A 22,712-nucleotide genomic window follows, 5' to 3' on the forward strand; every position below is an offset into this window, starting at 1 on the left:
GCATGCGCATCGACGTGGCCGCCTCGTTGACGGTCGACTCCCCCGCACCGGCGACGGCGCTGCTGCAGGTCGCCGTCGCGGCGCCGGTCGACGAGACGCTCACCGTGCTCACCGAGGGCCGGCCGGTCGAGCCCGAGGAGTTCGCCGTGGACGGCGCCCGCGTGCACCGGCTGCACCTGGGCGCCGGGCACACGACGATCGCCTACACCGCCTCGGCCGATGCGGGTGGCCCCGGACGGGCGGTCACGCCGTCCGCCTGGGCTGCGGCCCTGCGCCCGAGCCGGTACTGCCCGTCCGACCAGCTGGAGGGGTTCGCCACCTCGGAGTTCGACAAGGCCCTGCCGCGGGCCGAGCTCGTGCGCGCCGTCGCCGACTGGGTGCACGGCCGGCTGGCCTACACCTCCGGCGCCAGCCGTCCGGTCGACACCGCCGTCGACACCCTGCTGGCCGGCCGGGGCGTCTGCCGCGACTACGCGCACCTCACGACCACGCTGCTGCGGGCGCTGGAGGTGCCGGCGCGGCTGGTCGCCGTCTACGCGCCGGGACTGGACCCGATGGACTTCCACGCCGTCGTCGAGGCCGACGTCGACGGCACGTGGTGCGTCGTCGACTCCACCCGGCTCGCGCCCACGTCGTCCCTGGTGCGGATCTGCTCCGGCCGCGACGCGGCCGACACCGCGTTCCTCACCCTGCTCGGCGGTGTCGCCACGTTCGGGGAGATGACGGTGACGGCGACCGCCGCCGGCGACCTGCCGGTCCCGGACGACGCCCCGTTCCCGCTGCCCTAAGTCGGGCGAAGCTCCTGCTCAGCGGCGCGAAACTGTCGTAGGTGGTCCGTAGCTTGACCCCATGACCACCGCCGCGCCGCACTCCTTCGAGGAGATCGTGGTCGACGTGGCCTGGCGGCCGGCGGTCGCCCGGCCGGCGCCGGTGGCGTCGCTGTCCCCGGAGCAGAAGGCGGCCGAGCTGCAGCGGCTGCAGGGCGAGCGGGCGCGGCTGGCGGCCCGGGAGGCGGATCTGATGCTGGGGTTCGCCGCCGACCGGCCCGATGAGGACGACCCGGCCGACGATCATCCCGGGGCGCGCAGCCGGGACTGGCGGCAGACCGAGCCGGAGTTCCCCGGCATCAGCGAGTCCTGTCCCGACGAGCTGGGCCTGGTGCTCGGCGTGGGCCGGGGTACCGCGGCGCACAGGCTGCGCCGGGCCTGGAGCTGGCGGCACCGCCTGCCGGCCACCGGCGCCGCCCTGGCCCGCGGTGCGCTGGATGAGCGGCGGGCGCAGATCCTCGCCGACACCCTGGAACACATCCGCCCGGCGCCGGCCGCCCGGGGAGGCGGTGGTGCTGCCCGAGGCCGCCGGCCTGGGCTTCGCCGCGCTCACGCGGCGCATCCTCGAGGTGCTGCTCGACCTCGACCCCGCGACGGCCGACGAGAGCCGCGCGCTCGCCGAGCGCAACGCGGATGTGTTCGTCGAGCCCGGCCCGGCCGGGCGGGTCACCCTCGGCGCGGAGCTGCCGGCGGAGGAGGCCGCCGAGGGCGTCGACTTCCTCAACACCCTGGCCCAGCAGGCCAAGGCCGACGGCGATCCGCGCCCGATCGGGCAGCTGCGCGCCGAGCTGTTCTCCCTGCTCGTGCGCGGCGCCGCCATCGGCGCGGACGGTGCGCGGGCCAGCCTGACGATCACCGCCGCGCTGGAGGCGCTGGAGGGCGCCAGCACCGCCCCGGCCGAGGTCAACGGCTTCGCCATCACCTCGGCGCACCTGGCCGGGCTGCTGCGCCGGATCGGCGCGCTCGGCCTGCAGACCCCGCCCGACGGCGGGTCACTGACCTTCGCGACCACCGACGCGACCGGCCGGCTGATCGCCACGGTGAGCCGGGAGCAGCTGGAGGCTGGTCCGCCGCGGCGACGGGCTCACCCCGCCGGCGGCCACCGCGAACTACACCCCGACCGCCGCGCAGCGGGAGTTCCTCGGCACCCGCGACCGCACCTGCCGGCACCCGTTCTGCGGGCAGCGGGTCGGCTGGGCCGACCACGACCACGTCGTCGCCCACTCCCGCGGCGGGCCGACCGACTGCACCAACCTGTGCTGCCTGTGCCGCACCCACCACCGGCTGAAAACCCTCTTCCGCGGGTGGCGGTTCGCCATGGAACCCGACGGCACCCTGCACGTCACCACCCCGTCCGGTACCACCCGCACCACCCGACCGTGGGCGATGCGACGGCGACCACCACCGCCGCCACCGCCCGACCCGGCCGACGACCCGCCACCGTTCTGACCGCGACGAGGATGCATGTCGGTACGTCGACATGTCCGCATGCCGGCACGCCGACACGACCAGACGGAGCAGGAAGGGGACGACGGTGTCCGGAGCCCGTGCCCACGATCGGCTCAGTGGCCGGCCCCCGACCAGCCACGAACGGATGACCGGGCTGCCCTGGGACGCCTCGTACTCCGACGGCCCGGCGCCGTGGGACGTCGGGCGGCCGCAGCCAGCAGTGGTGCGCGTGGCATCCGCGGGCGGATTCGCCGGCGCGGTGCTCGATGCGGGCTGCGGGACCGGCGAGAACGCCCTCCACGTCGCCTCGCTCGGCCTCTCGGTTCTGGGCGTCGATGTCGCGGAGACGGCCCTGGCGATCGCCCGGCAGAAGGCCGACGAGCGCGGCATCGAGGTCGAGTTCGCCGCCGCCGACGCGCTGCACCTGGAGCGGCTGGGGCGCAGGTTCGAGACCGTGCTGGACTGCGGGCTGTTCCACACCCTCGACGCCGACGACCGACCGGGATACGTGTCGAGCCTGGCGTCCGTGACCGGGCACGGCGCGACCCTGTACGTGCTGTGCTTCAGCGACGAGGGCCCCGACACCGGTCCGCACCCCGTCAGTCGGGACGAATTGACAGCGGCGTTCCACCCCGGCACCGGCTGGCAGATCGCCGCCGTCGAGCCGGAGCGCCTCGAGACCAGGTTCCACGACGACGGCGCGCCCGCCTGGCTCGCCACGGTCACGCGGATCCGGACCGTCTGACAGGGTGGACGGCGTGCGGACGACGAGCAGCCGGGAGGTGTACCGCAATCCGTGGATCCGGGTGCGCGAGGACGCGATCGAGCACGCCGACGGCTCGGCCGGCGTCTACGGCGTGGTCGAGAAGCCGCACTTCGCCCTGGTGCTGCCGTTCGAACGGGCGGGGTTCTGGGTGGTCGAGGAGTTCCGCCTGCCCGTCGGCCGGCGGGTGCCCGGCTTTCCGCAGGGCACGTGGACGCACGGCGGAAGCGGGACGCCGGAGGAGCTGGCCCGTGCCGAGCTCGCCGAGGAGACCGGGCTGCGCGCCGGCACGCTGCGCCACCTCGGCCACCTCGACCTCGCGCCGGGCCTGTCGACGCAGGAGTTCGACGTCTGGCTGGCCACCGACCTCACCCCCGGGCCGACCGCCCGGGAGGCCACCGAGGCGGACATGACCTGCACGTTCCTCCCCGAGGACGAGTTGCGGGCCAGGATCCGCGACGGCCGGTTCCCCGACGGGCCCTCGGTGGCCGCCTACGGCCTGCTCCTGCTCGACCGGGAGTGAGTCAGGACGACAGGGCGTCGTCCTGGCCGAGGCGCCGGCGCAGGTCGGTCGGGAGCAGCTCGAGCAGCTCCTGTGGAAGCACCGGAAGGTCCAGCAGCGACAGCTTCACCCGGCTGCGCGCCGCGGCCAGCGAGCCCTCGATGCGCACCAGCCGACCGGCGTCCGGCCGCAGCGACACCTCGACCACCGCGCCCGGCTCCAGCCGGCCGGAGAGCACTCCGTCGAGCTCCACGGCCGGCGACCCCGCGGTCAGCTCGAGGGTCAGCCCTTCGGCCGGCCCGAGGAGAAGGCTGCGGGCGATCCCGTTCAGCGGCGCGGACGGCGTGACCAGCACCCCCGCCGCGCTCGGGCTCACCACGGGCCCGCCGGCCGCGTAGTTGTAGGCCGTCGACCCCATCGGCGTGGCCAGGATCAGCGCGTCGCACGTGTAGTGGCCGTACGGCTGCCCGGCGACGGACATGGTGGCCGCGACCAGCCCGGCGCCCGGGACGCGGGCCAGGACGGCGTCGTTGAACGCCAGGTGCTCGGCCGACCCATGGCGCACCACCAGGCAGCTGCGGCTCTCGGTCGTCGCGCGCCCCTCGGCCATCGCCTCGAGCGCCGCGTCCAGCTCCGGCCCCTCGACCTCGGAGAGAAAGCCCAGCCGGCCGAAGTTGACCCCGAGCACCGGCACCGGCCGATCGGCGACGAGCCGCATCGCGCCGAGCAGCGTGCCGTCGCCACCGAGCGCGATCAGCCCGTCGGTGGTCGTCGCGAGCTCGTCGGGCGCCACCGCCGTGACACCGGCCAGCCCGAGCCGGGCGACGTCGTCCGAAGCGGCGACCAGCTGCACGCCGTGGGTCGACGTCCACGCCGCCACCTGGCCGACCGCGCCCGCGCAGTCCCGGCGGGGGTGGAGGACCAGGCCCATCCGGGCGGCGAGCCCCACCGGTCAGCCGCGGTAGGTCTCGAGCAACCGCAGCCAGATCTCGCTCATCGTCGGGAACGACGGGACGGCGTGCCAGAGCCGGGCGATCGGCACCTCGCCGACGACCGCGACGGTCGCCGCGTGGATCAGCTCGCCGACCGCGGGCCCGATGAGCGTCACGCCGAGCAGCACCTCGCGCTCGGTGTCGACGACCGCGATCGCCGTGCCCTGGTAGCCGTCGGCGAACAGCGACGCCCCGGCGACGTGCCCGAGGTCGTACTCGACGACCCGGTGCGGCAGGCCGGCCTCCTCCGCCTCCGCGGCGGTCCGGCCGACGCCGGCCACCTGCGGGTCGGTGAAGACGACCGACGGCGTCGCCACGTGGTCGGCCGTGGCCACGAACGGCGACCAGTCGGCCAGGGAGACCTCCTCCCCGCGGGCGCGGGCGACGATCGCGGCGCCGGCCTGCCGGGCCTGGTACTTGCCCATGTGGGTGAGCTGCCGCCGGCCGTTGACGTCGCCCACCCCGTACAGCCACGGCACGCCCTGGACCTGCAGCGAGTCGTCGACGTCGAGGTACTTCCCGCCCGGCAGGCCCACGGTCTCCAGGCCGATGTCCGCGGTGCGGGCACGACGGCCGACCGCGACCAGCACCTCGTCGCCGCGGACCTCGCCGTTCTCGGTGGTGAGCACGACCTCGCCGTCCTCCCGCCGGGCGGCGGTCACCTTCGTGCCGACCCGCACGTCGACGCCCTTGTCCTTGAGCGACGCGGCGACCGCCTCGCCGGCGGCGGGCTCCAGCATCGACAGCAGGCGGTCACCCATCTCGATCACGGTCACCGCCGAGCCGAGCGCGCACCACGCCGTGGCCATCTCGCAGCCGACCACTCCCCCGCCGACCACGACCAGCCGGCCGGGCACCTGCTTGGCGCTGGTCGCCTCACGGGGAGTCCACGGCTGGATCTCGCGCAGCCCGTCGATCGGCGGGATCGCGGCCGCCGAGCCGGTGCACAGCGCCACCGCGTGCCGGGCGGTCAGCCGCGTCTCGGCGCCGTCCGCGCCGGTGACCACGACGGTCCTCTCGCCGTCGAGCCGGCCGGTGCCGCGCAGCAGGGTGATCCCGGCGCCCTCCACCCATTTCGCCTGGCCGCTGTCGTCGCCGTCCCCGGTGAACGAGCTGCGCCGGGCCAGCGTCTCCGCCACGTCGAGCTCTCCGGTCACCGCGGCCGCCGCGCCGCGGACCGCGCGCGCCTCGCCGAGCACCTCCGGCCCGCGCAGCAGCGCCTTGCTGGGGATGCACGCCCAGTACGAGCAGTCGCCGCCGACCAGCTCGGCCTCGACCAGCACGGCGGACAGCCCGCCCTTGACGACGACGTCGGCGACGTTCTCGCCGGTCGAGCCGCCGCCGACCACGACGACGTCGTAGATGTGCTCCCCTGCGCTGCTCACCCGGCTCATCCTGGCGGTGTGGTCGACTGGCCGCCATGCCCGTCGATGCGGACGAGTTCGCCGCCGCCCTCCGGCAGTACGCCGCCGGCGTCTGCCTGCTGACGCTGCAGGACGACATCGACGACGTCGGGACGACGGTCAGCTCGGTCATGAGCGTCTCCGCCGTGCCGCCGCTGATCGCGGTCGGGCTCGCGGCCGACGGCTACCCGGCCGAGCTCCTCGGCGAGGTCGGCCGCTGCGCGGTGACCGTGCTGGCCGCCGAGCACGCGATCGTGGCCAGCCGGTTCTCCTCAGCCGGCCGGCCCAGCGCCCGGCACCTGCTGGAGTCGGTGCCGTGGACCCGCGCGGCCGGCAGCGGCGCCATCGTGCTCCGCGACGGCCTGGCCGCCCTGGACTGCCGGGTGGACCGGCTGGTGGAGGCCGGCGACCACCTGCTCGCCGTGCTCGAGGTCGAGGCGGTGCCGGTGCTCAACCCGGACGCCCGCCCGCTGGTGCGGCTGCGCGGCCGCTACGTCGACGAGAAGGGGGACCTCGCCGGTCGATGAGGCCCGGTGTCACATTCCGGGCGCCGACGGTGCTGTAGAGATGTGGATGTCGTCGCCGCGGTGCGCACCCCCGCCCGCAGGAGCACGGCCGTGACCGCTCCCCGGAGCGCGGTGCGGGCCGATCTCGAACAGGTCTTCCGTACCGGCTACGCGGGGGTGGTCGGTGTCGCCGCCCGCGTGCTCGGGTCCCGCGACGAGGCCGAGGACGTCGCCCAGGAGGTCTTCCTGGCCTTCGGCCGCACCTCGGTCCCGGCCGGCGAGGCACCGCGCTGGCTGGCGGTCGCCGCGGCCCACACCGCGCTGAACCACCTCCGCTCGGGCCGCCGCCGCGCGGCCCGCGAGGAGGCGGCCATCGACGGCCACCCGATCACCCCCGACGTCGCCGACGACGTCGTCGTCCGCGAGGAGCGCAGCCGCGTGCGGGCCGCGCTCGCCCGGCTGCCGCGCAAGCAGGCCGTCGCCCTGGTGCTGCGGCACAGCGGGCTGAGCTACGCCGACGTGGCGGCCGCCCTCGACCTCTCCCCCGGCAGCGTCGGCACCACCGTGCGGCGCGCCGAATCCGCCCTGCGCAAGGAGTTGAGCCCCGATGCGTCGACTGACTGACCGTCACCCGGCCGACGGCACGCTGCGCCGCCTGGTCGACGAGCCGGCCGGCGTCCCCGACGACGACCGCGCGCACGTCGCCGGCTGCCCCACCTGCCTGCTCGGCCTGGCCGCCGCCCGGGAGGACGCCGCGGCCGCCACGGCCGCGCTGTCCTACGACGCGGCGCCCGACGTCGACCTGGCCTGGCGGCGGTTCTCTGCCGCCACGCAGGCGCCCGCCGCGGCCGCCGTCCCCGCACCGGCCCGCCGGCGGCGCTCGCCGCTGCGCAGCCCGTTGGTCGCCGCCCTCGGCGTCGCGGTGATCCTCGGCGGCGCCGGCGCGGCGGCCGCCGCGGACTGGCTGCAGATCTTCCGGACCGAGGAGGTCGCGGCGGTCCCCGTTGCCAGCACCGATCTGGTCGGGCTGCCCGACCTGTCCGCCTACGGCGACCTCCAGCTGGTGTCCGACCCCGACGTGCGCACCGTCGCCGACGAGGCGGCGGCCGAGGAGGCGACCGGTCTGCAGGTCCCGCAGGTCGACGCGCTGCCCGGCGGGGTGACCGGCGAGCCCGAGTACACCGTGGGCGGCCAGGCCGTCGCGGAGTTCACCTTCTCCGCCGCCCGCGCCGCCCAGGCCGCGTCCGAGGCCGGCGAGACGCTGCCGCCCCCGCCGGCCGGGCTCGACGGCAGCACGTTCCGGCTGGTCGCCGGCCCCGGCGTGGCCGCCGTCTGGTCGAGCGACGCGGGCGCGCCGGCGCTGGTCGTCGCCCGGGTGAACGCGCCGACCGCGTTCTCCTCCGGCGTCCCGTTCGAGACCGCGCGCGACTACCTGCTCTCGCTGCCCGGTCTGCCCGACCAGCTGGCCTCCCAGCTGCGCACCTTCACCGCCGACGGCACCACGCTGCCGCTGCCGGTGCCGGCCGAGTTCGCGACGACCTCCACCGCCGACGTCGACGGCCACGACGCCACCGTCCTCGCCTCCCGCGACGGCCTGCTGACCGGCGTGGTCTGGGTCGAGGACGGCGTGATCACCGGCGTCGCCGGCTCGCTGAGCGAGGACGAGGTCCTCACCGTCGCGCGGGGCCTGCGCTGACCGTGGACAGCACCGCCGTCGGCGCCGCCGAGCAGCTGCTGGCCGAGCTGCCGCCGTCCCCGGCGGTCTGGTGCTCGGGGCTGCGCAAGCGGTACGGACGGCGGACCGCGGTCGACGACGTCTCCTTCACCGTCGGCCGCGGGGAGGTCGTCGGCCTGCTCGGCCCCAACGGCGCCGGCAAGACCAGCGTCATCAAGATGCTGCTCGGGCTGGTGCGCCCCGACGACGGCGAAGTGCTGCTGCTCGGCCGGCGGGCGCGGGAACCGCGGGCCCGGGAGCGGGTCGGCTACCTGCCCGAGCTCTTCCGGTACCAGCCGTGGCTGTCGGCGGCGGAGGTGCTCGCGCTGCACGTCCGGCTGGCCGGCGCGCGGGTGCCCGCCGCCGAGCAGCGGGAGGTCCTCGCCCTGGTGGGACTGGCCGAGCGGGCCGGCGACCGGGTGGGCGGCTTCTCCAAGGGCATGCAGCAGCGGCTGGGCCTCGCCGTCGCGCTGGTCGCCCGCCCGGAGCTCGTCGTCCTGGACGAGCCGACCAGCGCGCTCGACCCGCTGGGGCGGGCCGACGTCCGCGACATCGTGCTCGCCCTCAAGCAGCGCGGCGTCGCGGTGCTGCTCAACTCGCACCTCATCGGCGAGGTCGAGCGGGTCTGCGACCGCGTGGTGATCCTCGACAAGGGCCGGGTCGCCGCCGCCGGCACGCTGGCCGAGCTGCTCGGGCAGCGCGAGCTGCGGCTGCGGCTCGGCGGGGTGACCGCCTCGGCGGAGGCCCGGCTGGCGGCGACCGGGGCCGTCACCCGCAGCGGCGAGGAGTTCACCGTCGCGCTGCCCGGTGAGGACGACGGGTCCACCGTGCCCGACCTGATCGCCGACCTGGTGGCCCTCGGCGTGCGGGTGCACACGGTGGAGCCCGGCCGGATCACCCTGGAGGAACGGCTGCTCGGCATCCTGCGCCACGAGGAGGAGCGGTCATGACCGTCCTGACCGTTGCCGGCCTGACGCTGCGCGAGGCGTCCCGGCGCAAGCTGCTGCGGGCCCTGGCCGTGCTCACCGCGGCGCTGGTGGCGCTCTCGGCGTGGGGGTTCTCCCGCCTGGCCGCCAGCGATCCCGAGTTCGGGCAGCTCACTAGCGGTGAGGCGCGCCTGATCGCCTCGCAGCTGCTGAACCTGGTCATGTTCGGGATGAGCCTCATCGCGGCGCTCGGCACCGCGTTCCTCGCCGGGCCGACGCTGTCCGGCGAGCTCGAGTCGGGCCAGGCGCTGGCCGTGCTCGCCCGCCCGGTCCGCCGCACGACGGTGCTCGTGGGCAAGTGGCTGGGCCTGGTCGCGTTCGGCAGCGGGTTCGTCGCCGTCGCCGGGCTGGCCGAGTTCGTCGCCGTGTACGCCACCGTCGGCTACTGGCCCCCGGACCCGGTGACCGGTCTGCTGTTCCTCGCCGCGCAGACGGCGGTGCTGCTGACGCTGGCGCTGCTGCTGTCCACCGCCATCTCCCCCATGGCCTCGGGCATCGTCGCGGTCGGCCTGTTCGGTGCGACCTGGGTCGCCGGCGTGGTCGGCAGCGTCGGCGAGATCATCGGCAACGAGGGAGTGACCCGCGTCGGCACTATCTCGCGCATGCTGCTGCCGACCGACGGGCTCTGGCGCGGCGCGATGCACGCGTTCCAGGACTCCTCGGCGCTGGCCGCGTTCCCCGCGAGCGAGGGGTCGCCCTTCCTGAGCTTCGCGTCGCTGAGCCCCGCCTACCTGGTCTGGGTGGTCGTCTGGGTCCTGCTCATCGGGGGGCTCGCGGCGGTGTCGTTCACCCGTCGGGACGTGTGAGGCGGCCCCCTGCAGGGCCCCGCCGCGAGCCTGCGAGTGGTGGGGGGCAGGGGGCCCTTCGACTAGCGTCATCGGCGATGACCGAGCCGCTGATCCCCACGCAATCCGCCCTGCGCCGTGCGCTGACCCGCGCCGAACGCGGCGTGCGGCTGGACGCGACCGAGGCGGAGACGCTGCTGCACGCCCGCGGGCTGGGCGAGGGGGAGCCGCTGGACCGGCTGCTGACCGCCGCCTCGCGGGTGCGCGACGCGGGCCTGGCCTCGGCCGGGCGGCCGGGCATCGTGACCTACAGCCGCAAGGTCTTCATCCCGCTCACCCACCTGTGCCGCGACCGCTGCCACTACTGCACGTTCGTGACGACGCCGGGGCAGCTGCGCAAGGCCGGCAAGGCGCCGTACCTCTCCCCCGACGAGGTACTCGACGTCGCCCGCGCCGGGGCGGCGCTGGGCTGCAAGGAGGCGCTGTTCACCCTCGGCGACCGGCCCGAGGAGCGCTGGCCGGTGGCCCGCGAGTGGCTGCACGCGCACGGCTTCGACTCGACGCTGGGCTACCTGCGGGCGATGGCGATCCGGGTGCTCGAGGAGACGGGGCTGCTGCCGCACCTCAACCCCGGCGTGCTGTCGTGGGAGGAGATCCAGCGGCTCAAGCCGGTCGCGGCGTCGATGGGCATGATGCTGGAGACGACGGCGACCCGGCTGTGGTCCGAGCCCGGCGGTCCGCACTTCGGGTCGCCGGACAAGGAGCCCGCCGTCCGGCTGCGGGTGCTCGAGGACGCCGGCCGCTCCGCCGTCCCGTTCACCACCGGGGTGCTGCTCGGCATCGGGGAGAACTACGCCGAGCGCGTCGAGGCGATCGGCGCCATCCGGGCCGCGCACTCCCGGCACGGGCACGTGCAGGAAGTGATCGTCCAGAACTTCCGGGCCAAGCCGCGCACCGCGATGGCCGCGCACGACGACCTGGAGCTGCAGGAGTACGTCGCGTCGGTCGCCGTCAGCCGGCTGCTGCTCGGGCCGAAGGCGCGGGTGCAGGCGCCGCCGAACCTGTCGGACTCCACCGAGCTCGGGCTGCTGATCCGCGCCGGGGTCGACGACTGGGGCGGGGTCTCGCCCCTGACGCCGGACCACGTCAACCCCGAGCGGCCGTGGCCGAACATCGACAAGCTGGCCGCGCTCACCGCCGAGGCCGGCTACGAGCTGCGCGAGCGGCTGGCCGCGCAGCCGCCGTACGTCCTCTCCCCCGAGCCGTGGCTAGACCCGCGGGTGCGCCCGCACGTGTCCGCGCTGGCCGGGCCCGACGGGCTCGCGGTGGAGGGCCGGATCCCGGCCGGGCTGCCCTGGCAGGAGCCGGACGAGGCCTGGACCGTGTTGGGGGCGGGGTCCGGCCGGACGGAGCTGCACGTCGAGGTCGACACCGTCGGGCGGACCGGTGACCGGCGCAGCGACTTCGACGCCGTCTACGGCGACTGGGCCGACCTCCGCGACCGGACGACGTCCGCCCGCGACGGGCACTCCACGGCGCTGGCCGTCGGTGACCCGGACGTGCGGGCGGCCCTGCGGCACGCCGAGGCCCACCCGGCGGGGCTGTCGGACGCCGAGTACCTGGCGCTGCTCGGGGCGGACGGGCCGGACCTCGACGCGCTCGCCGCGGTCGCCGACGCGCTGCGCCGGGAGGTCAACGGCGACGACGTCACCTATGTCGTCAACCGGAACATCAACTTCACCAACGTCTGCTACACCGGCTGCCGGTTCTGCGCGTTCGCCCAGCGGCGCACCGACGCCGACGCCTACACCCTCTCCATGCAGCAGGTCGGCGACCGCGTCGACCAGGCCTGGGCAGCCGGGGCGACCGAGATCTGCATGCAGGGCGGCATCCACCCCGACCTGCCCGGCACCGCCTACTTCGACCTGGCCCGCGAGGTGAAGCGGCGGCAGCCCGACATCCACCTGCACGCGTTCAGCCCCATGGAGATCGTCAACGGCGCCGCCCGCACCGGGCTGTCGTTCGAGGACTTCCTCACCGGCCTGAAGGAGGCCGGCCTCGGCTCGGTCCCGGGGACGGCGGCGGAGATCCTCGACGACGACGTCCGCTGGGTGCTGACCAAGGGCAAGCTGCCGACGGCGACCTGGCTGGAGATCATCGGCACCGCGCACCGGGTGGGCATCCCGACGACGTCGACGATGATGTACGGCCACGTCGACACCCCGGCGCACTGGGTTGCCCACCTGCGCACGCTGGCCCGCCAGCAGGACGAGACCGGCGGCTTCACCGAGTTCGTGCTGCTGCCGTTCGTGCACCACAACGCGCCGATCTACCTCGCCGGCGTGGCCCGGCCGGGGCCGACGGTGCGGGAGAACCGGGCGCTGCACGCGGTCGCCCGGCTGCTGCTGCACGGCCGCATCCCCAACATCCAGACCTCGTGGGTGAAGCTCGCCGAGGCCGGCACGAAGGCGGTGCTGCGGGGCGGGGCGAACGACCTCGGCGGCACGCTGATGGAGGAGACGATCAGCCGGATGGCCGGCAGCGAGAACGGCTCGCTGAAAACCATCGCCGAGCTGGAGGCGCTCGCGGCGTCCATCGGCCGGCCGGCGCGCCAGCGCACCACCGAGTACGGCACGCCGTCCGAGGAGCGCCTGCGCACGGCCCGCTCCGAGGAGGGCCGCCGGGCCTTGACGCTGTCCATCACACCGGTCTGAGCTTCATCCCGGACCCACCGGGGAGGCGGCCATGACCGATCTGCGCATCCGGACCACGCGCGAGGTGCTCGACGACCACCTGCGCCTCGCCGACGAGGGCGCGGTCGAGGAGGACCTCGCCCGCAACGTCGCCGAGGACGTCGTCATGCTCACCGGCCGGGGCGTCTTCCGCGGGCACGACGGCGTCCGCGAGCTCGCGCGGCAGCTGTACGAGGAGATCCCCAGCGGCCGGTGGACCTACCTGGCGACGCAGGTCGAGGGCCGCATGGCGTTCCTCGAATGGACCGTCGACGCCGGGCCGTACCGCATCCCCGACGGTGCAGACTCCTACCTGATCGAGGACGGGTTGATCCGGGCGCAGACCATCCACTACACCGTCACCGATGCCGACGGCCGCGTCCTGATCCGCACCGACGGCAGCCGAGCCTGAGGAGAAACCGTGGCCGACGACTGGCACCAGCCCCTACGGCACATCGCGGCCACGGAGCTGTCGAGCGACACCGCACAGAGCGGTGGCATGGTCCGGCGCGAGGCCGTGTCGGGGAAGACCGTCGGCTCCGAGAAGCTGTGGATGGGCCAGACGCACGTGGGCCCCGGGACCAACTCCGGCAACCACCACCACGGCGACTCCGAGACGGCGATCTACGTCGTCTCCGGGCACCCGGTGTTCGTGTTCGGGCAGGACGGCGAGGAGGTCCGGCTGACGCCACAGCCCGGCGACTACGTCTTCGTGCCGCCCTGGACACCGCACCGTGAGGAGAACCCGAGCGACGAGGAGGCGGTCGTCGTCCTCGCCCGCAGCAGCCAGGAGGCGATCGTGGTCAACCTGCCCCCTGGATCGCTCGGGTAGGTCCGCCGGATCCGCACGCGGGGCGGCCGCATCACACGACCGCCCCGCCCTGCGGATCAGTGGTGATGCCCACCGTGGTCGTGGTGGTGGTGGTCACCCCGGACAACGACCACCGACCGCATCCACGGGTGGAGGAGGCACTCGAAGAGGTGCTTGCCCCGCCCCAGGTCGTCGAAGACCAACCGGCCGCCCGCCGGGATCGTGGTGTCGGCGAGCAGCTCCTCGTCATCGCACTCGGGGACGGTCGGCTCCGGATCCCGGAGCGCCTCTTCCACCGGCGGGACGCAGCCGCCGCCGAAGTGGTCGACCGGCGTGAAGGTGTGCTCCTCGCCGCCGACGTTCTTGGCCACGAGGACGTCCCCCTCGTCGATGCGCAGGTACCGGGGGCTGAAGCGCCACTCCGGGGCCTCGTTGAGCCGCCCGAGCTGCCGGATGAACTCCTGGAACGTCGTGTCGCCATTGCCGACGCACGTGCCGGGCCCGATGGCCGCGTTGAACGTCTCCGGGTCGCAGTCGTCCTTGACCTTGACCACTTCCCGGTCGCGATCCCCGCCTCCGCCTCCCGCCTGGGCCACCCCCGAGACCCCGAGCACGGTCAGGGCGACGACCGCCCCGATCAGCAGCTTCCCGTGCAGCCTCATTCCTTCCCTCCCTGATGTGACCCAGATCACACGGACGGGCGAGAAGCTAGGGCCCTCGCGTCAGCTTCCGGGAGACTTCATGGAAGTTTCATGCAGGCCCGCTGGACACCGGGGAGCGCGCCGCCACGCTGCGTGCAACGCGCCTGGACGCGTCGCTGCCCGGCGCGCCGGTCAGCCGCGCTCGGCGGGCTCCGACTGCGTGGCCGGCGCCTTGTCGGGCTGATCGCGGAGGAAGAGGTACCAGTAGGACGTCGCCACGAACACCACGGCGCCGACCAGGTTGCCCAGGCCCGCCAACAGCCAGTTCTGCAGCGTCGGTCCCCACCCGATGCCCGGGACGCCGGCGAACATCGCCGCCGGCAGGAAGAACATGTTGGCGACGACGTGGTCGAAGCCCATCGCGACGAAGGCCATGATCGGGAAGAAGATCGCCAGGATCTTGCCCGACACCGACTGCGCCGCCAGTGACATCCAGACCGCGAGGCAGACCAGCCAGTTGCAGCCGACCGCGCGCAGGAAGATCTGCCACCCCGACTCACCGAGCGCCTTGCCCTCGGCGATCGCGGCCAGCCGGTCGTAGGTGAGGGCGGCGTTGCCGGAGGAATCGGCGTCCCCGATCACCCCGGTCTGCACGGCCAGGAAGAAGGCGACGAACAGCGCGCCCAGCAGGTTGCCCACCAGCACCAGCGTCAGGTTGCGGACGACGTCGCCGCCGGTGATCTTGCCGCGCATCGCACTGAGCGGGACCAGCATCATGTTGCCGGTCGCGAGGTCGGAGCCGGCGATCAGCACGAGCACCAGGCCGAGGGTGAAGGCGGCGCCCATGAAGAGGGTCGGCAGCGTGCCCCAGGTACCGGGGTCCAGCCCGGAGGACACCGTGATCGCGACCAGCCCCCCGAAGGAGATGTACGCGCCGGCCAGGAAGGAGCTGACCAGCACCCGGTCCCACGTGCGGTGGACCTTCTTGGCCCCGACATCGGTGGCGACCTGCGCCATCTCCTGCGGTTCCCGAGCGGTCATCGACGCCTCCCCGGCCTCGGCGGCAGCGCCAGTATGGGTGGCCGGTCCGGTTCCGGCTCGGCGACGGGCTCCCCACCCCTGACGCCTTCGCCGCGGCTACATGACGCGGCGGTGCGGGCATTCCGGGCACGGGCGCCGCACCTGCGCCACGTCATCCCCGTCGCCGTCCGTCGTCTTCATCTGCGAAAGGCCCGAGAACCCCCTGCGAAAGGGCGCCCACGGTGATTCCCACCCGCCTCGTCGAGCTGACGCCGCACGCGCGGGACCACGGCGCACCCCCGCCGCCCGAGGTTGCGTCCGCGAGGCACCTCGGACCGGCGCGCCACGAGATCCTCGACAACCTGCGGCGCCTCGCCGTGCACCTCGAGACGGCGGCCCTGCTGGACCGCCGCGCGGACCGCTCGCCCAACCCGGCGCTGGCCGCGGTGTTCCGCGAACGAGCGGAGCACCGCCGCAGGATCGCCGCGCAACTGCGCGAGCACCTGGCCGGCAACGGCCTCCCCACGTCCCTCAGGCCCGGGGACTGAGGCTGCGCCCGTGGCGGTTTCCCCCGACACCGCCACGGGCGCCCTACCGGGCGCGGACCAGCTCGGCGAGGGCCCCCACGTCGGGCAGGTCGAGGTGCGGGCGCACGTCCGCGGGCAGGTCGGCGAAGGACTCCGCGTGCCCGATCCCGGTGTGGACGGCGACGGCGAACGCCCCGCCCTCGTGCGCCATCGGCACCTCGAGCTCGGGGTCGTCACCCACCACCGCCAGCTCCCCCGCCGGCACACCCAGGTGCCGCGACGCCGCGCGCAGCGCCTGCAGCGACGGCTTGCCGACGACGGTGACCCGCGCCCCGGTGAGGTCCTTGACCACCGCGCTGATCGCCCGGGAGGAGCCGAGGGTGCGACCCTCCGACGTGGCGAAGTACGGCGACTGGGAGGCGCTGTAGTACGGGGCCCCGCCCTCGACGGCGTCGATGGCGGCCTCCAGCGCCTCCATCGTCAGCTCCTGGCGGTACCAACCGGCGAACACGGCGTCGCACGCCGTCCCGCGCAGCGGCGGCAGCGCCTCGATCCCGGCCTGCTCCAGCACTTCCGTGATGCCCTTGACCCCGAGCACCATGACCCGTCGATAGCCGCGCTCGTGGAAGACCTCGACCGCAGAGGAGGCCGGGGTGAGCACGGCGTCCGACGGCACCGGCAGGCCCGCCTCCTGCAGCGCGTCGGCGCACTGCGCCGGCGTCTTCACCGTGCCGTTGGTGAAGACGCAGTACGGGAGGCCGAGGTCGGTCAGCGTGGTGAGGAACTCCAGCGCCCCCGGCAGCGGGGTGAGCCCCTTGTTGTTGCGGTCTCCCAGCACCAGCGTGCCGTCCATGTCGAGCACGAAGCCGCGCACCTGGGCCAGCGATTCAGCCACGGCGCACCGCCAGCGAGAAGCCCGGCTTCGACACCGCCAGGTCGTGGACCGAGGTCCGCGACCCCAGCCCCGACAGCAGCGACAGCACCGGCGCGAGCGACGCGTTGTAGTGCCGCGGCGCGGGGCCGGCGGCGACCATCGCGTCCACCTGCTCGGCCGGCATGTGCGCCCGCAGCAGCAGCTCCTCGTCGGAGACGCCGGGGAACCGGCGACGCAGCTCCTCCGGCGAGGGCGGCGGCGGTTCCGACGCCAGCTCGCGGGCCCTCGGCCGGTCGAGGATCCGGTCCAGCACCTCCGGCTCGATCGGCGCCGTCGGGCGACCGAAGCTGCCCAGCGCGTAGCGGATCACCTGGTCGGGCACGTTCGCGTACCGCTCCCCCATGACGTTGAACAGCGCCTGCGAGACGACCATCTGCGGGAACGGCGTGACCATGATCGGGTAGCCCAGCTCCGCCCGGACCCGGCCGACCTCCTCGATGAGGCTCTCGAACCGGTCCTCCATGCCGATCTCGCGCAGCTGCCGCCGCGTCGTCGTCATGACCCCGCCGGCGATCTGGTGGTGCAGGAACGCCGCGTCGAAGTCCTGCGGCCGGCCCACCGGCAGCTGCTCGGCGGCCGCGTGCTCGTCGAAGAACCGGCAGGCGAGCTCCAGCGCCCGGTCGTCGATGTCGACCGTGTGCCCCATCTCGCGCAGGTTGGCCACCGTCCGCTGCGCCTCCGGCAGCGACGAGCCGTTGCCCAGCGCCCCGCAGCCGACCTGCACCACCTCGACGCCGAGATCCGGCGCGATCGAGTAGGTCTGCGGGGAGAGCCCGATGGTCGCGTGGGAGTGCAGCTCCAGCGGGGTGCCGTGCAGCTCCGCGACGATCGCGGGGATCAGCGTGCGCGCCCGGTCGGCGGACAGAATCCCGGCCGGGTCCTTGACGTAGACCCGGTCGATGTCGGGGCACTCGCGCATCTGCCGGGCCAGGTCGGCGTAGAAGGCGTCGTCGTGCACCGCGCTGATCGTGAACGTGAGCGCCCCGACCACCTCGTCGATGCCGGCCTTCTTCAGCCGGCGGGCGGTCTCGCGGGCGGCGTCCATGTCGTGCATGGGGTCGAGGACGACGACCCGGTCGATGCCGTTGACCGCCAGCCGGTCGTAGACCAGCTGCATCGTCTCCGGGTGCGAGTTCTCCCAGGAGATGAACCGGAACCCGGTGCCGATCAGCTGCAGCTTCGTCGTCGGCATCAGCGCGCGGGTCAGCCGGATCCGCTCCCACGGGTCCTGGCGGTGGTTGCGCACCGAGACCCCCATCGCCGTGCTCGACGTGAAGTCCAGCGCACGGAAGCCGACCCGCTCCAGCACCGGCGCGATCTGCAGCACGTGCTCGGTGCGCAGCCCGGTCGCGCCCCAGAGGCTCTGGTTGCCGTCGCGGATCGAGACGTCGACGAGGCCCACATCTGCCATCAGGCCACCCCCGCCAGGAACCGCTCGAAGTACGCGGTGTCCACCCCGCCGGCCGAGAACTCCGGGTCCGCGAGCAGCGCCTGGTGCACCGGCACCGTCGTCGTCACCCCGTCGATGCGCATCAGTTCCAGCGCTGCCCGCGCCCGGGCCAGCGCGTCGGCGCGGTCGGCCCCGTGGACGATCAGCTTGGCGAGCAGCGAGTCGTAGTACGGCGGGACGACGGAGCCGCCCTGCACGTGCGTGTCGACGCGGATCCCGTCGCCGACGGGCAGCACCACCCGGTCGATCCGCCCCGGCGAGGGCCGGAAGCCGTGCGCCCAGTCCTCGGCGTTGATCCGGCACTCCACCGCGTGCCCGGTGAGGACGACGTCCTCCTGGCGCAGCCGCAGCGGCAGCCCCTCGGCGACGGCGAGCTGCTCGGCGACCAGGTCCAGGCCGGTGACCAGCTCGGTGACCGGGTGCTCGACCTGGATGCGGGCGTTCATCTCGAGGAAGTAGAAGGTCTCCCGCTCCCGGTCGTAGAGCAGCTCGACCGTGCCCAGCCCGCGGTAGCCCAGGTGGACGGCGAGGGCGAGCGCGGCGTCGGCCATCTCGGCGCGCACGCGCTCGGGGATCTGCGGCGCCGGCGCCTCCTCGAACAGCTTCTGGTAGCGGCGCTGCACCGAGCAGTCGCGGTCCCCCAGGGCCACGGCGGACACCCCGTCGCCGAGCACCTGCACCTCGACGTGCCGGCCGGACTCCACGAACCGCTCCAGGTACACCCGCGGATCGCCGAAGGCGGCGGCCGCCTCGCTCACCGCCAGGTCGAGCGTGTGCGGCAGCTCGGCCGCCGAGCGCACCCGCTTCATGCCGCGCCCGCCGCCCCCGCCGACGGCCTTGACCAGCAGCGGGAAGCCGACCTCGGCCGCGACCGCCTGCGCCGCGGCCAGGTCGGCGGCCTCCCCGCCCGGCACGACCGGCAGCCCGGCGGCCAGGGCGTGCTCGCGGGCGGTGAGCTTGTCGCCGACGGCGTGCAGCGACTCGATGCTCGGCCCGACGAAGATCACGCCTGCGTCCGCGCAGGCCTGCGCGAGCGCCGGGTTCTCGGAGAGGAACCCGTACCCGGGGTGCACGGCGTCGGCGCCGACCGACACCGCGGCGCGCACCACCGCCGCCGGGTCGAGGTAGGACTGCGCGGCCGGCGCCGGGCCCAGCCGCACGACGCGGTCGGCCAGCCGGGCCGGCAGCGAGTCGAGGTCGGCGTCGGAGGCGGCGAGCACCGACTCGATGCCCAGCCGGGCGCAGGTGCGGATCACCCGCGCGGCGATCTCCCCGCGGTTGGCGACCAGCAGCCGGTGGATGCGCCTCATGCGGGCTTCACCACCAGGAGCACGGCGTCCTTCTCCGCGAACTCGCCGTTCCCGAGACGGAACTCCACGACCGTCCCCCGGACGCCGGCGTGCACCGGCGTCATCATCTTCATGGTCTCGACGATCCCGACGACCGTGTCCTCGTCGACCTCGTCGCCGACGTCGACGAACGGCGGCGCGCCCGGCTGCGGCGCGCGGTAGAAGGTGCCGAGCAGCGGCGGGTGGACGGCGATCAGCCCCTGGGGGATCTCCGCTCCGGCCGAGGAGGTCTCGTCGACGTCCACCACCGGCTCGGCCCGCTCCACCACCGGCGCCCGCCGCACCTGCTGCTCCGCCGTCCACCCGGTCGCGCCCTCGCGGCGCACGGTCAGCGTGAGGTCCGCCGTCTCCAGGTGCAGCTCGGCCAGTTCGCTGGAGTCCAGCACCCGCAGGACGTCGCGGACGTCGTCCGGTGTCAGGTCCACCTCATGCCCCCGGCTTCTTGCCGCCGAGCAGGTTGAAGACGTGGTCGAACGGCCGCGCGGTCGGGGCGGTGACCTTCGCCGCGGCGTCCTTCTCGGCCCACACCGTCTCCGGCCGGCTCTGCAGCAGGTAGACCAGGCCGTCGGACTCGGCGACCGCCCACTCGATGTCCTGCGGGCAGCCGTAGTGCGCCTCGACCCGGCGGGCCGTCGCCACCAGCTCGGCGAGCTCCGCGTCGGAGATCGACGGGCGGTCCTGCAGCTCGGCCGGCACGTCGATCTCGACCACGCCGTAGCCGGACGGGTCGGGCCGGTGCCAGCGGGTCTTGGTCGCGATCGTGCGCTTGGCCACCTCACCGGTCACCTTGCTGACGACGAACGAGTCGGGCGTGACGTCGCCGCTGACCACGGCCGAGCCCAGCCCCCAGCTGGCGTCGACGGCGACGACCGACCGGTCGCCGGTGAGCGGGCTGCGGGTGAACATCACGCCGGAGCTGCGGGCACCGACCATCCGCTGGACGACGACGGCCATGCCGAGGTCGGTCTCCGGGATGCCGCGCCGCCGCCGGTAGGTCACCGACTCGACGCTGTACAGGCTGGCCCAGCAGCGGCGCACGTGCGCGACCACCGAGTCGGCGCCGCGGACCCACAGGTAGGTGTCCTGCAACCCGGCGAAGCTGTCCTCGGCGCGGTCCTCGCTGGTCGCGCTGGAGCGGACGGCGACCGGCTGGTCCGGGTCGCCGCACTCCTCGCCCAGCGCGGTGTAGGCGGCGCGGATCGCGTCGGCGACGTCCACGGGCAGCGGCGCGGACTCCACCACCGCACGCACCCGGGCGGTGGTCGCGGCCAGCGCCTCGGGCTCGGCCGGGTCGAGCGCCGCGACGAGGTCGGCGATCGGGGCGCCGTCCAGCTCGAGGTGCTCGACGGTCCGGGCGAACGCCGCCGTCGTCACCGCGTAGCCGGTGGGCACCCGGATCCCGGCGCGGAGCAGCTCGCCGAGGCTGGCGCCCTTCCCGCCGACGCGCGGGACGTCGTCCATGCCGACCTCGGAGAAGTGCAGGACGGGACGGGTGTCGGTCGTGATCATCACCGCAGCACCGTCACGATGCCGCGGTCGCCGTCCACCCGGACGCGGTCGCCGGTGCGGATCTTCGCCGTGGCCTGGCCGGTGCCGACGACCGCCGGCATGCCGTACTCGCGGGCGACGATCGCCGCGTGCGACATCGTGCCCCCGATGTCGGACACCGCCGCGGCGATCTTGCCGAACACCGGGCCCCAGCTGGGCGCGGTCACCGGGCAGACGAGGACCTCACCCTCGCGGATCGAGCCGATCTCGTTGACGTTCATCAGCACCCGGGCGACGCCCTCGACGACGCCCGGCGAGGCGGCGTAGCCGCGGACGACGTTCTCGTCGAGCTCCTCGTCGCCGAGCCAGGTCTCGATCGTCTCGTCGGTGATGCCCCAGAGCATCTTCACCGCGGGGTCGTTGAGCGCCGGGGGCACCGGGCCCAGCGCCGGCGGCGGCGACCAGGCCGACAGCGCCTCGACGATCTCCTTGCGGCGGGCCACGATCGGCTGCCAGTGGCGGGCGCCGAGCTCCGTGCCGCCGCCGGCCCAGGCCAGCATCACGTCGGCGAGGGCGTCCTCGACCTCGACGTGCCGCAGGTGGAACACGTCGTCGGCCTCGCCCAGCACGCCCCGGTCGGCCAGCAGCTGACCGAACGCGCGGATCTTCTGGAAGAACCGGGTGGTGAACCAGTGCTCGCAGTAGAACTTGTGCGACTCGATGTAGGGGAAGACCTGCCGGCACAGGGCGAGCATCTGGTCGAAGGCGGCCTTCTCGTCGTCGCTGCCGAGCAGCCCGCGGTACTCGTTCGCGATCCGGTCGCGCTCCTCGGCGAGCCGCTCGGTGGGCCGGGTGAGGTCCTCGCCGGCGCGGATCTGCTCGACGTAACGGGGCAGCGCCGCGAACGGGACGGTCAGGTCGTCGGCCCAGGACAGGTGGTGGTGGTAGAAGCCGTCACCGACCGAGACGTTGAACCAGGGGTCCTTGGCCTCCTCGAACGCGGCCAGCCAGCGGGCGCCGTTCTGGCCCCGCTCACCCAGCGCGGCGAGGACCTTGTTCGGCTCGGCGCCCTCCACGAACAGGTCGGCGAGGTCGAGCTCGACGGCGAGGGCGGCCAGCTTCTTCAGCTCGTCGTCCGGCCGGTACATGGTGACGTCCATGCCGGCGACCATCCGGGCGACCATCTGGTCGCCCATCTCCGGGAAGGCCTGCTTGCAGAACTCGAAGAAGACGACGTAGGCGCCGTAGCCGAGCTGCAGCATCTCGGTGTGGTAGTGCCACATCTTCGAGTACAGGTCGATGCAGCGGTGGTAGTTCTCGCGGAGGTAGTGGTTGGACGCGATGCCGCGGCCACTGGTGACCACCGAGAGGTCGTCGAGGTCGCCGAGCACGGGCACTTCGACCGCCTCGATCTCGGCGATCAGCGCGTCCATCCGCTGCTGCCACTCGCCGTAGATGCGGTCCCAGTTCGCGTAGTAGTGGCCGGCGCGCTCCTGGAAGTGCGGCAGCCGCTGCTCCACCTGCGCCGGGTCCAGCACCGGGTTGGCGGTGATGTAGACCCGGCCGTTGAGGATGCGGTACTCGATGCCGAGCGTGGTCGGGAAGGAGAACAGGCGGGCGAGATTGGCGCCGATCGCCGTGTAGGGGATCTCCGAGGTGATGCCGTCGAAGGCCGGGATCACCTCGGGGAAGTGCATCGAGTTGTAGAACCAGAACCGCTGGTCGTCCTCCGGCTGGAACCGGGTGAAGTACGGGTACATCTGCTCCCAGCCCTCGGCGCCGGGGACGTCGGCGATCTGGGACGGCAGCGGGAACGAGCGCTCGGTCATGGCT

At 74.1% G+C, this 22,712-nt stretch carries 23 protein-coding genes; 13 read left to right on the top strand and 10 right to left on the bottom strand.

Annotation, left to right across the window (positions count from 1 at the left end; translation table 11 throughout):
- Nucleotides 1-2: 2 nt before the first annotated feature.
- The 4 genes from ACWIYF_RS20715 to ACWIYF_RS20730 all read left to right on the top strand — a co-directional run bounded on the left by ACWIYF_RS20715 (nt 3) and on the right by ACWIYF_RS20730 (nt 3,562).
- Nucleotides 3-788, top strand: coding sequence for a transglutaminase-like domain-containing protein (locus ACWIYF_RS20715; RefSeq protein WP_448624706.1), 786 nt, complete (start codon nt 3-5; stop codon nt 786-788).
- A gap of 551 nt (nt 789-1,339) precedes the next feature.
- Complete coding sequence (locus ACWIYF_RS20720; protein WP_448624707.1) at nt 1,340-2,425, top strand: hypothetical protein; 1,086 nt, start codon at nt 1,340-1,342, stop codon at nt 2,423-2,425.
- Entirely contained in the window at nt 2,422-3,021 is a 600-nt protein-coding gene (locus ACWIYF_RS20725; protein ID WP_448624708.1) for a class I SAM-dependent methyltransferase, read from the top strand. Before ACWIYF_RS20720 ends, ACWIYF_RS20725 begins: the two co-directional genes overlap by 4 nt.
- Nucleotides 3,022-3,034: 13 nt before the next feature.
- Nucleotides 3,035-3,562: an NUDIX domain-containing protein gene (locus tag ACWIYF_RS20730; protein ID WP_448624709.1), complete on the top strand. Its 528-nt coding sequence runs from the start codon at nt 3,035-3,037 to the stop codon at nt 3,560-3,562.
- A gap of 1 nt (nt 3,563) precedes the next feature.
- Here the strand turns inward: ACWIYF_RS20730 and ACWIYF_RS20735 are convergent, their stop codons facing one another.
- Entirely contained in the window at nt 3,564-4,490 is a 927-nt protein-coding gene (locus tag ACWIYF_RS20735) for an NAD(+)/NADH kinase (RefSeq protein ID WP_448624710.1), read from the bottom strand.
- A gap of 3 nt (nt 4,491-4,493) precedes the next feature.
- Nucleotides 4,494-5,918, bottom strand: a complete 1,425-nt coding sequence (locus tag ACWIYF_RS20740; protein ID WP_448624711.1) for a dihydrolipoyl dehydrogenase family protein — start codon at nt 5,916-5,918, stop codon at nt 4,494-4,496.
- Between the two features lie 35 nt (nt 5,919-5,953).
- Here ACWIYF_RS20740 and ACWIYF_RS20745 point away from each other — a divergent pair, with 35 nt between their 5' ends.
- The 8 genes from ACWIYF_RS20745 to ACWIYF_RS20780 all read left to right on the top strand — a co-directional run bounded on the left by ACWIYF_RS20745 (nt 5,954) and on the right by ACWIYF_RS20780 (nt 13,491).
- Nucleotides 5,954-6,463 carry a flavin reductase family protein gene (locus ACWIYF_RS20745; protein WP_448624712.1) on the top strand — a complete coding sequence of 170 codons (510 nt, stop codon included), beginning with the start codon at nt 5,954-5,956 and terminating at the stop codon, nt 6,461-6,463.
- A gap of 90 nt (nt 6,464-6,553) precedes the next feature.
- Entirely contained in the window at nt 6,554-7,066 is a 513-nt protein-coding gene (locus ACWIYF_RS20750) for a sigma-70 family RNA polymerase sigma factor (RefSeq protein ID WP_448624713.1), read from the top strand.
- Nucleotides 7,050-8,138 carry a hypothetical protein gene (locus ACWIYF_RS20755; protein WP_448624714.1) on the top strand — a complete coding sequence of 363 codons (1,089 nt, stop codon included), beginning with the start codon at nt 7,050-7,052 and terminating at the stop codon, nt 8,136-8,138. The genes ACWIYF_RS20750 and ACWIYF_RS20755 overlap by 17 nt, the downstream gene beginning before the upstream one ends.
- A 2-nt stretch (nt 8,139-8,140) precedes the next feature.
- Complete coding sequence (locus tag ACWIYF_RS20760) at nt 8,141-9,106, top strand: ABC transporter ATP-binding protein (RefSeq protein WP_448624715.1); 966 nt, start codon at nt 8,141-8,143, stop codon at nt 9,104-9,106.
- On the top strand, nt 9,103-9,948 hold the full coding sequence (locus ACWIYF_RS20765) for an ABC transporter permease (protein ID WP_448624716.1): 846 nt from the start codon (nt 9,103-9,105) through the stop codon (nt 9,946-9,948). Before ACWIYF_RS20760 ends, ACWIYF_RS20765 begins: the two co-directional genes overlap by 4 nt.
- A gap of 77 nt (nt 9,949-10,025) precedes the next feature.
- Complete coding sequence (locus tag ACWIYF_RS20770) at nt 10,026-12,641, top strand: bifunctional FO biosynthesis protein CofGH (RefSeq protein ID WP_448624717.1); 2,616 nt, start codon at nt 10,026-10,028, stop codon at nt 12,639-12,641.
- 31 nt (nt 12,642-12,672) lie between these two features.
- On the top strand, nt 12,673-13,071 hold the full coding sequence (locus ACWIYF_RS20775; RefSeq protein WP_448624718.1) for a nuclear transport factor 2 family protein: 399 nt from the start codon (nt 12,673-12,675) through the stop codon (nt 13,069-13,071).
- 9 nt (nt 13,072-13,080) lie between these two features.
- On the top strand, nt 13,081-13,491 hold the full coding sequence (locus tag ACWIYF_RS20780; protein WP_448624719.1) for a cupin domain-containing protein: 411 nt from the start codon (nt 13,081-13,083) through the stop codon (nt 13,489-13,491).
- A 56-nt stretch (nt 13,492-13,547) separates the two neighbouring features.
- On the opposite strand, the gene ACWIYF_RS20785 is transcribed toward ACWIYF_RS20780, so the two are convergent.
- Both ACWIYF_RS20785 and ACWIYF_RS20790 read right to left on the bottom strand, forming a co-directional pair.
- A complete protein-coding gene (locus ACWIYF_RS20785) occupies nt 13,548-14,132 on the bottom strand; it encodes a cupredoxin domain-containing protein (RefSeq protein WP_448624720.1) in 585 nt (194 codons plus the stop codon).
- A gap of 171 nt (nt 14,133-14,303) precedes the next feature.
- Nucleotides 14,304-15,152, bottom strand: coding sequence for a formate/nitrite transporter family protein (locus tag ACWIYF_RS20790; protein WP_448624721.1), 849 nt, complete (start codon nt 15,150-15,152; stop codon nt 14,304-14,306).
- Nucleotides 15,153-15,373: 221 nt separating this feature from the next.
- Between ACWIYF_RS20790 and ACWIYF_RS20795 the strand changes: the two genes are divergently transcribed.
- A complete protein-coding gene (locus tag ACWIYF_RS20795) occupies nt 15,374-15,679 on the top strand; it encodes a hypothetical protein (protein WP_448624722.1) in 306 nt (101 codons plus the stop codon).
- Between the two features lie 43 nt (nt 15,680-15,722).
- On the opposite strand, the gene ACWIYF_RS20800 is transcribed toward ACWIYF_RS20795, so the two are convergent.
- Genes ACWIYF_RS20800 through ACWIYF_RS20825 form a run of 6 tightly spaced genes read right to left on the bottom strand, consistent with a single transcriptional unit; the run spans nt 15,723 to nt 22,708 of the window.
- Nucleotides 15,723-16,553, bottom strand: a complete 831-nt coding sequence (locus tag ACWIYF_RS20800; RefSeq protein ID WP_448624723.1) for an HAD-IIA family hydrolase — start codon at nt 16,551-16,553, stop codon at nt 15,723-15,725.
- The gene (locus ACWIYF_RS20805) at nt 16,546-18,003 is read right to left on the bottom strand and encodes a biotin carboxyl carrier protein (protein ID WP_448624724.1); all 1,458 of its coding nucleotides are present in this window, start codon (nt 18,001-18,003) and stop codon (nt 16,546-16,548) included. Before ACWIYF_RS20805 ends, ACWIYF_RS20800 begins: the two co-directional genes overlap by 8 nt.
- Entirely contained in the window at nt 18,003-19,352 is a 1,350-nt protein-coding gene (locus ACWIYF_RS20810; protein WP_448624725.1) for an acetyl-CoA carboxylase biotin carboxylase subunit, read from the bottom strand. Before ACWIYF_RS20810 ends, ACWIYF_RS20805 begins: the two co-directional genes overlap by 1 nt.
- Entirely contained in the window at nt 19,349-19,816 is a 468-nt protein-coding gene (locus ACWIYF_RS20815) for an acetyl-CoA carboxylase biotin carboxyl carrier protein (protein WP_448624726.1), read from the bottom strand. The genes ACWIYF_RS20810 and ACWIYF_RS20815 overlap by 4 nt, the downstream gene beginning before the upstream one ends.
- 1 nt (nt 19,817) lies before the next feature.
- Nucleotides 19,818-20,900 (bottom strand): PEP/pyruvate-binding domain-containing protein, encoded by a 1,083-nt coding sequence (locus ACWIYF_RS20820; RefSeq protein WP_448624727.1) that lies wholly within the window; start codon nt 20,898-20,900, stop codon nt 19,818-19,820.
- Nucleotides 20,900-22,708 (bottom strand): PEP-utilizing enzyme, encoded by a 1,809-nt coding sequence (locus tag ACWIYF_RS20825; protein WP_448624728.1) that lies wholly within the window; start codon nt 22,706-22,708, stop codon nt 20,900-20,902. The genes ACWIYF_RS20820 and ACWIYF_RS20825 overlap by 1 nt, the downstream gene beginning before the upstream one ends.
- Between the last annotated feature and the right edge of the window lie 4 nt (nt 22,709-22,712).

The organism is Geodermatophilus sp. URMC 64 (genome assembly GCF_053502555.1).

Excerpts from the sequence above, each read along its gene's own strand:
- ACWIYF_RS20715 (WP_448624706.1), top strand. The coding sequence starts at position 3 with ATGCGCATCGACGTGGCCGCCTCGTTGACGGTCGACTCCCCCGCACCG.
- ACWIYF_RS20725 (WP_448624708.1), top strand. The coding sequence starts at position 2,422 with ATGACCGGGCTGCCCTGGGACGCCTCGTACTCCGACGGCCCGGCGCCG.
- ACWIYF_RS20745 (WP_448624712.1), top strand. The coding sequence starts at position 5,954 with ATGCCCGTCGATGCGGACGAGTTCGCCGCCGCCCTCCGGCAGTACGCC.
- ACWIYF_RS20755 (WP_448624714.1), top strand. The coding sequence starts at position 7,050 with ATGCGTCGACTGACTGACCGTCACCCGGCCGACGGCACGCTGCGCCGC.
- ACWIYF_RS20765 (WP_448624716.1), top strand. The coding sequence starts at position 9,103 with ATGACCGTCCTGACCGTTGCCGGCCTGACGCTGCGCGAGGCGTCCCGG.
- ACWIYF_RS20770 (WP_448624717.1), top strand. The coding sequence starts at position 10,026 with ATGACCGAGCCGCTGATCCCCACGCAATCCGCCCTGCGCCGTGCGCTG.
- ACWIYF_RS20775 (WP_448624718.1), top strand. The coding sequence starts at position 12,673 with ATGACCGATCTGCGCATCCGGACCACGCGCGAGGTGCTCGACGACCAC.
- ACWIYF_RS20785 (WP_448624720.1), bottom strand. The coding sequence starts at position 14,132 with ATGAGGCTGCACGGGAAGCTGCTGATCGGGGCGGTCGTCGCCCTGACC.
- ACWIYF_RS20790 (WP_448624721.1), bottom strand. The coding sequence starts at position 15,152 with ATGACCGCTCGGGAACCGCAGGAGATGGCGCAGGTCGCCACCGATGTC.
- ACWIYF_RS20805 (WP_448624724.1), bottom strand. The coding sequence starts at position 18,003 with ATGGCAGATGTGGGCCTCGTCGACGTCTCGATCCGCGACGGCAACCAG.
- ACWIYF_RS20810 (WP_448624725.1), bottom strand. The coding sequence starts at position 19,352 with ATGAGGCGCATCCACCGGCTGCTGGTCGCCAACCGCGGGGAGATCGCC.
- ACWIYF_RS20820 (WP_448624727.1), bottom strand. The coding sequence starts at position 20,900 with ATGATCACGACCGACACCCGTCCCGTCCTGCACTTCTCCGAGGTCGGC.
- ACWIYF_RS20825 (WP_448624728.1), bottom strand. The coding sequence starts at position 22,708 with ATGACCGAGCGCTCGTTCCCGCTGCCGTCCCAGATCGCCGACGTCCCC.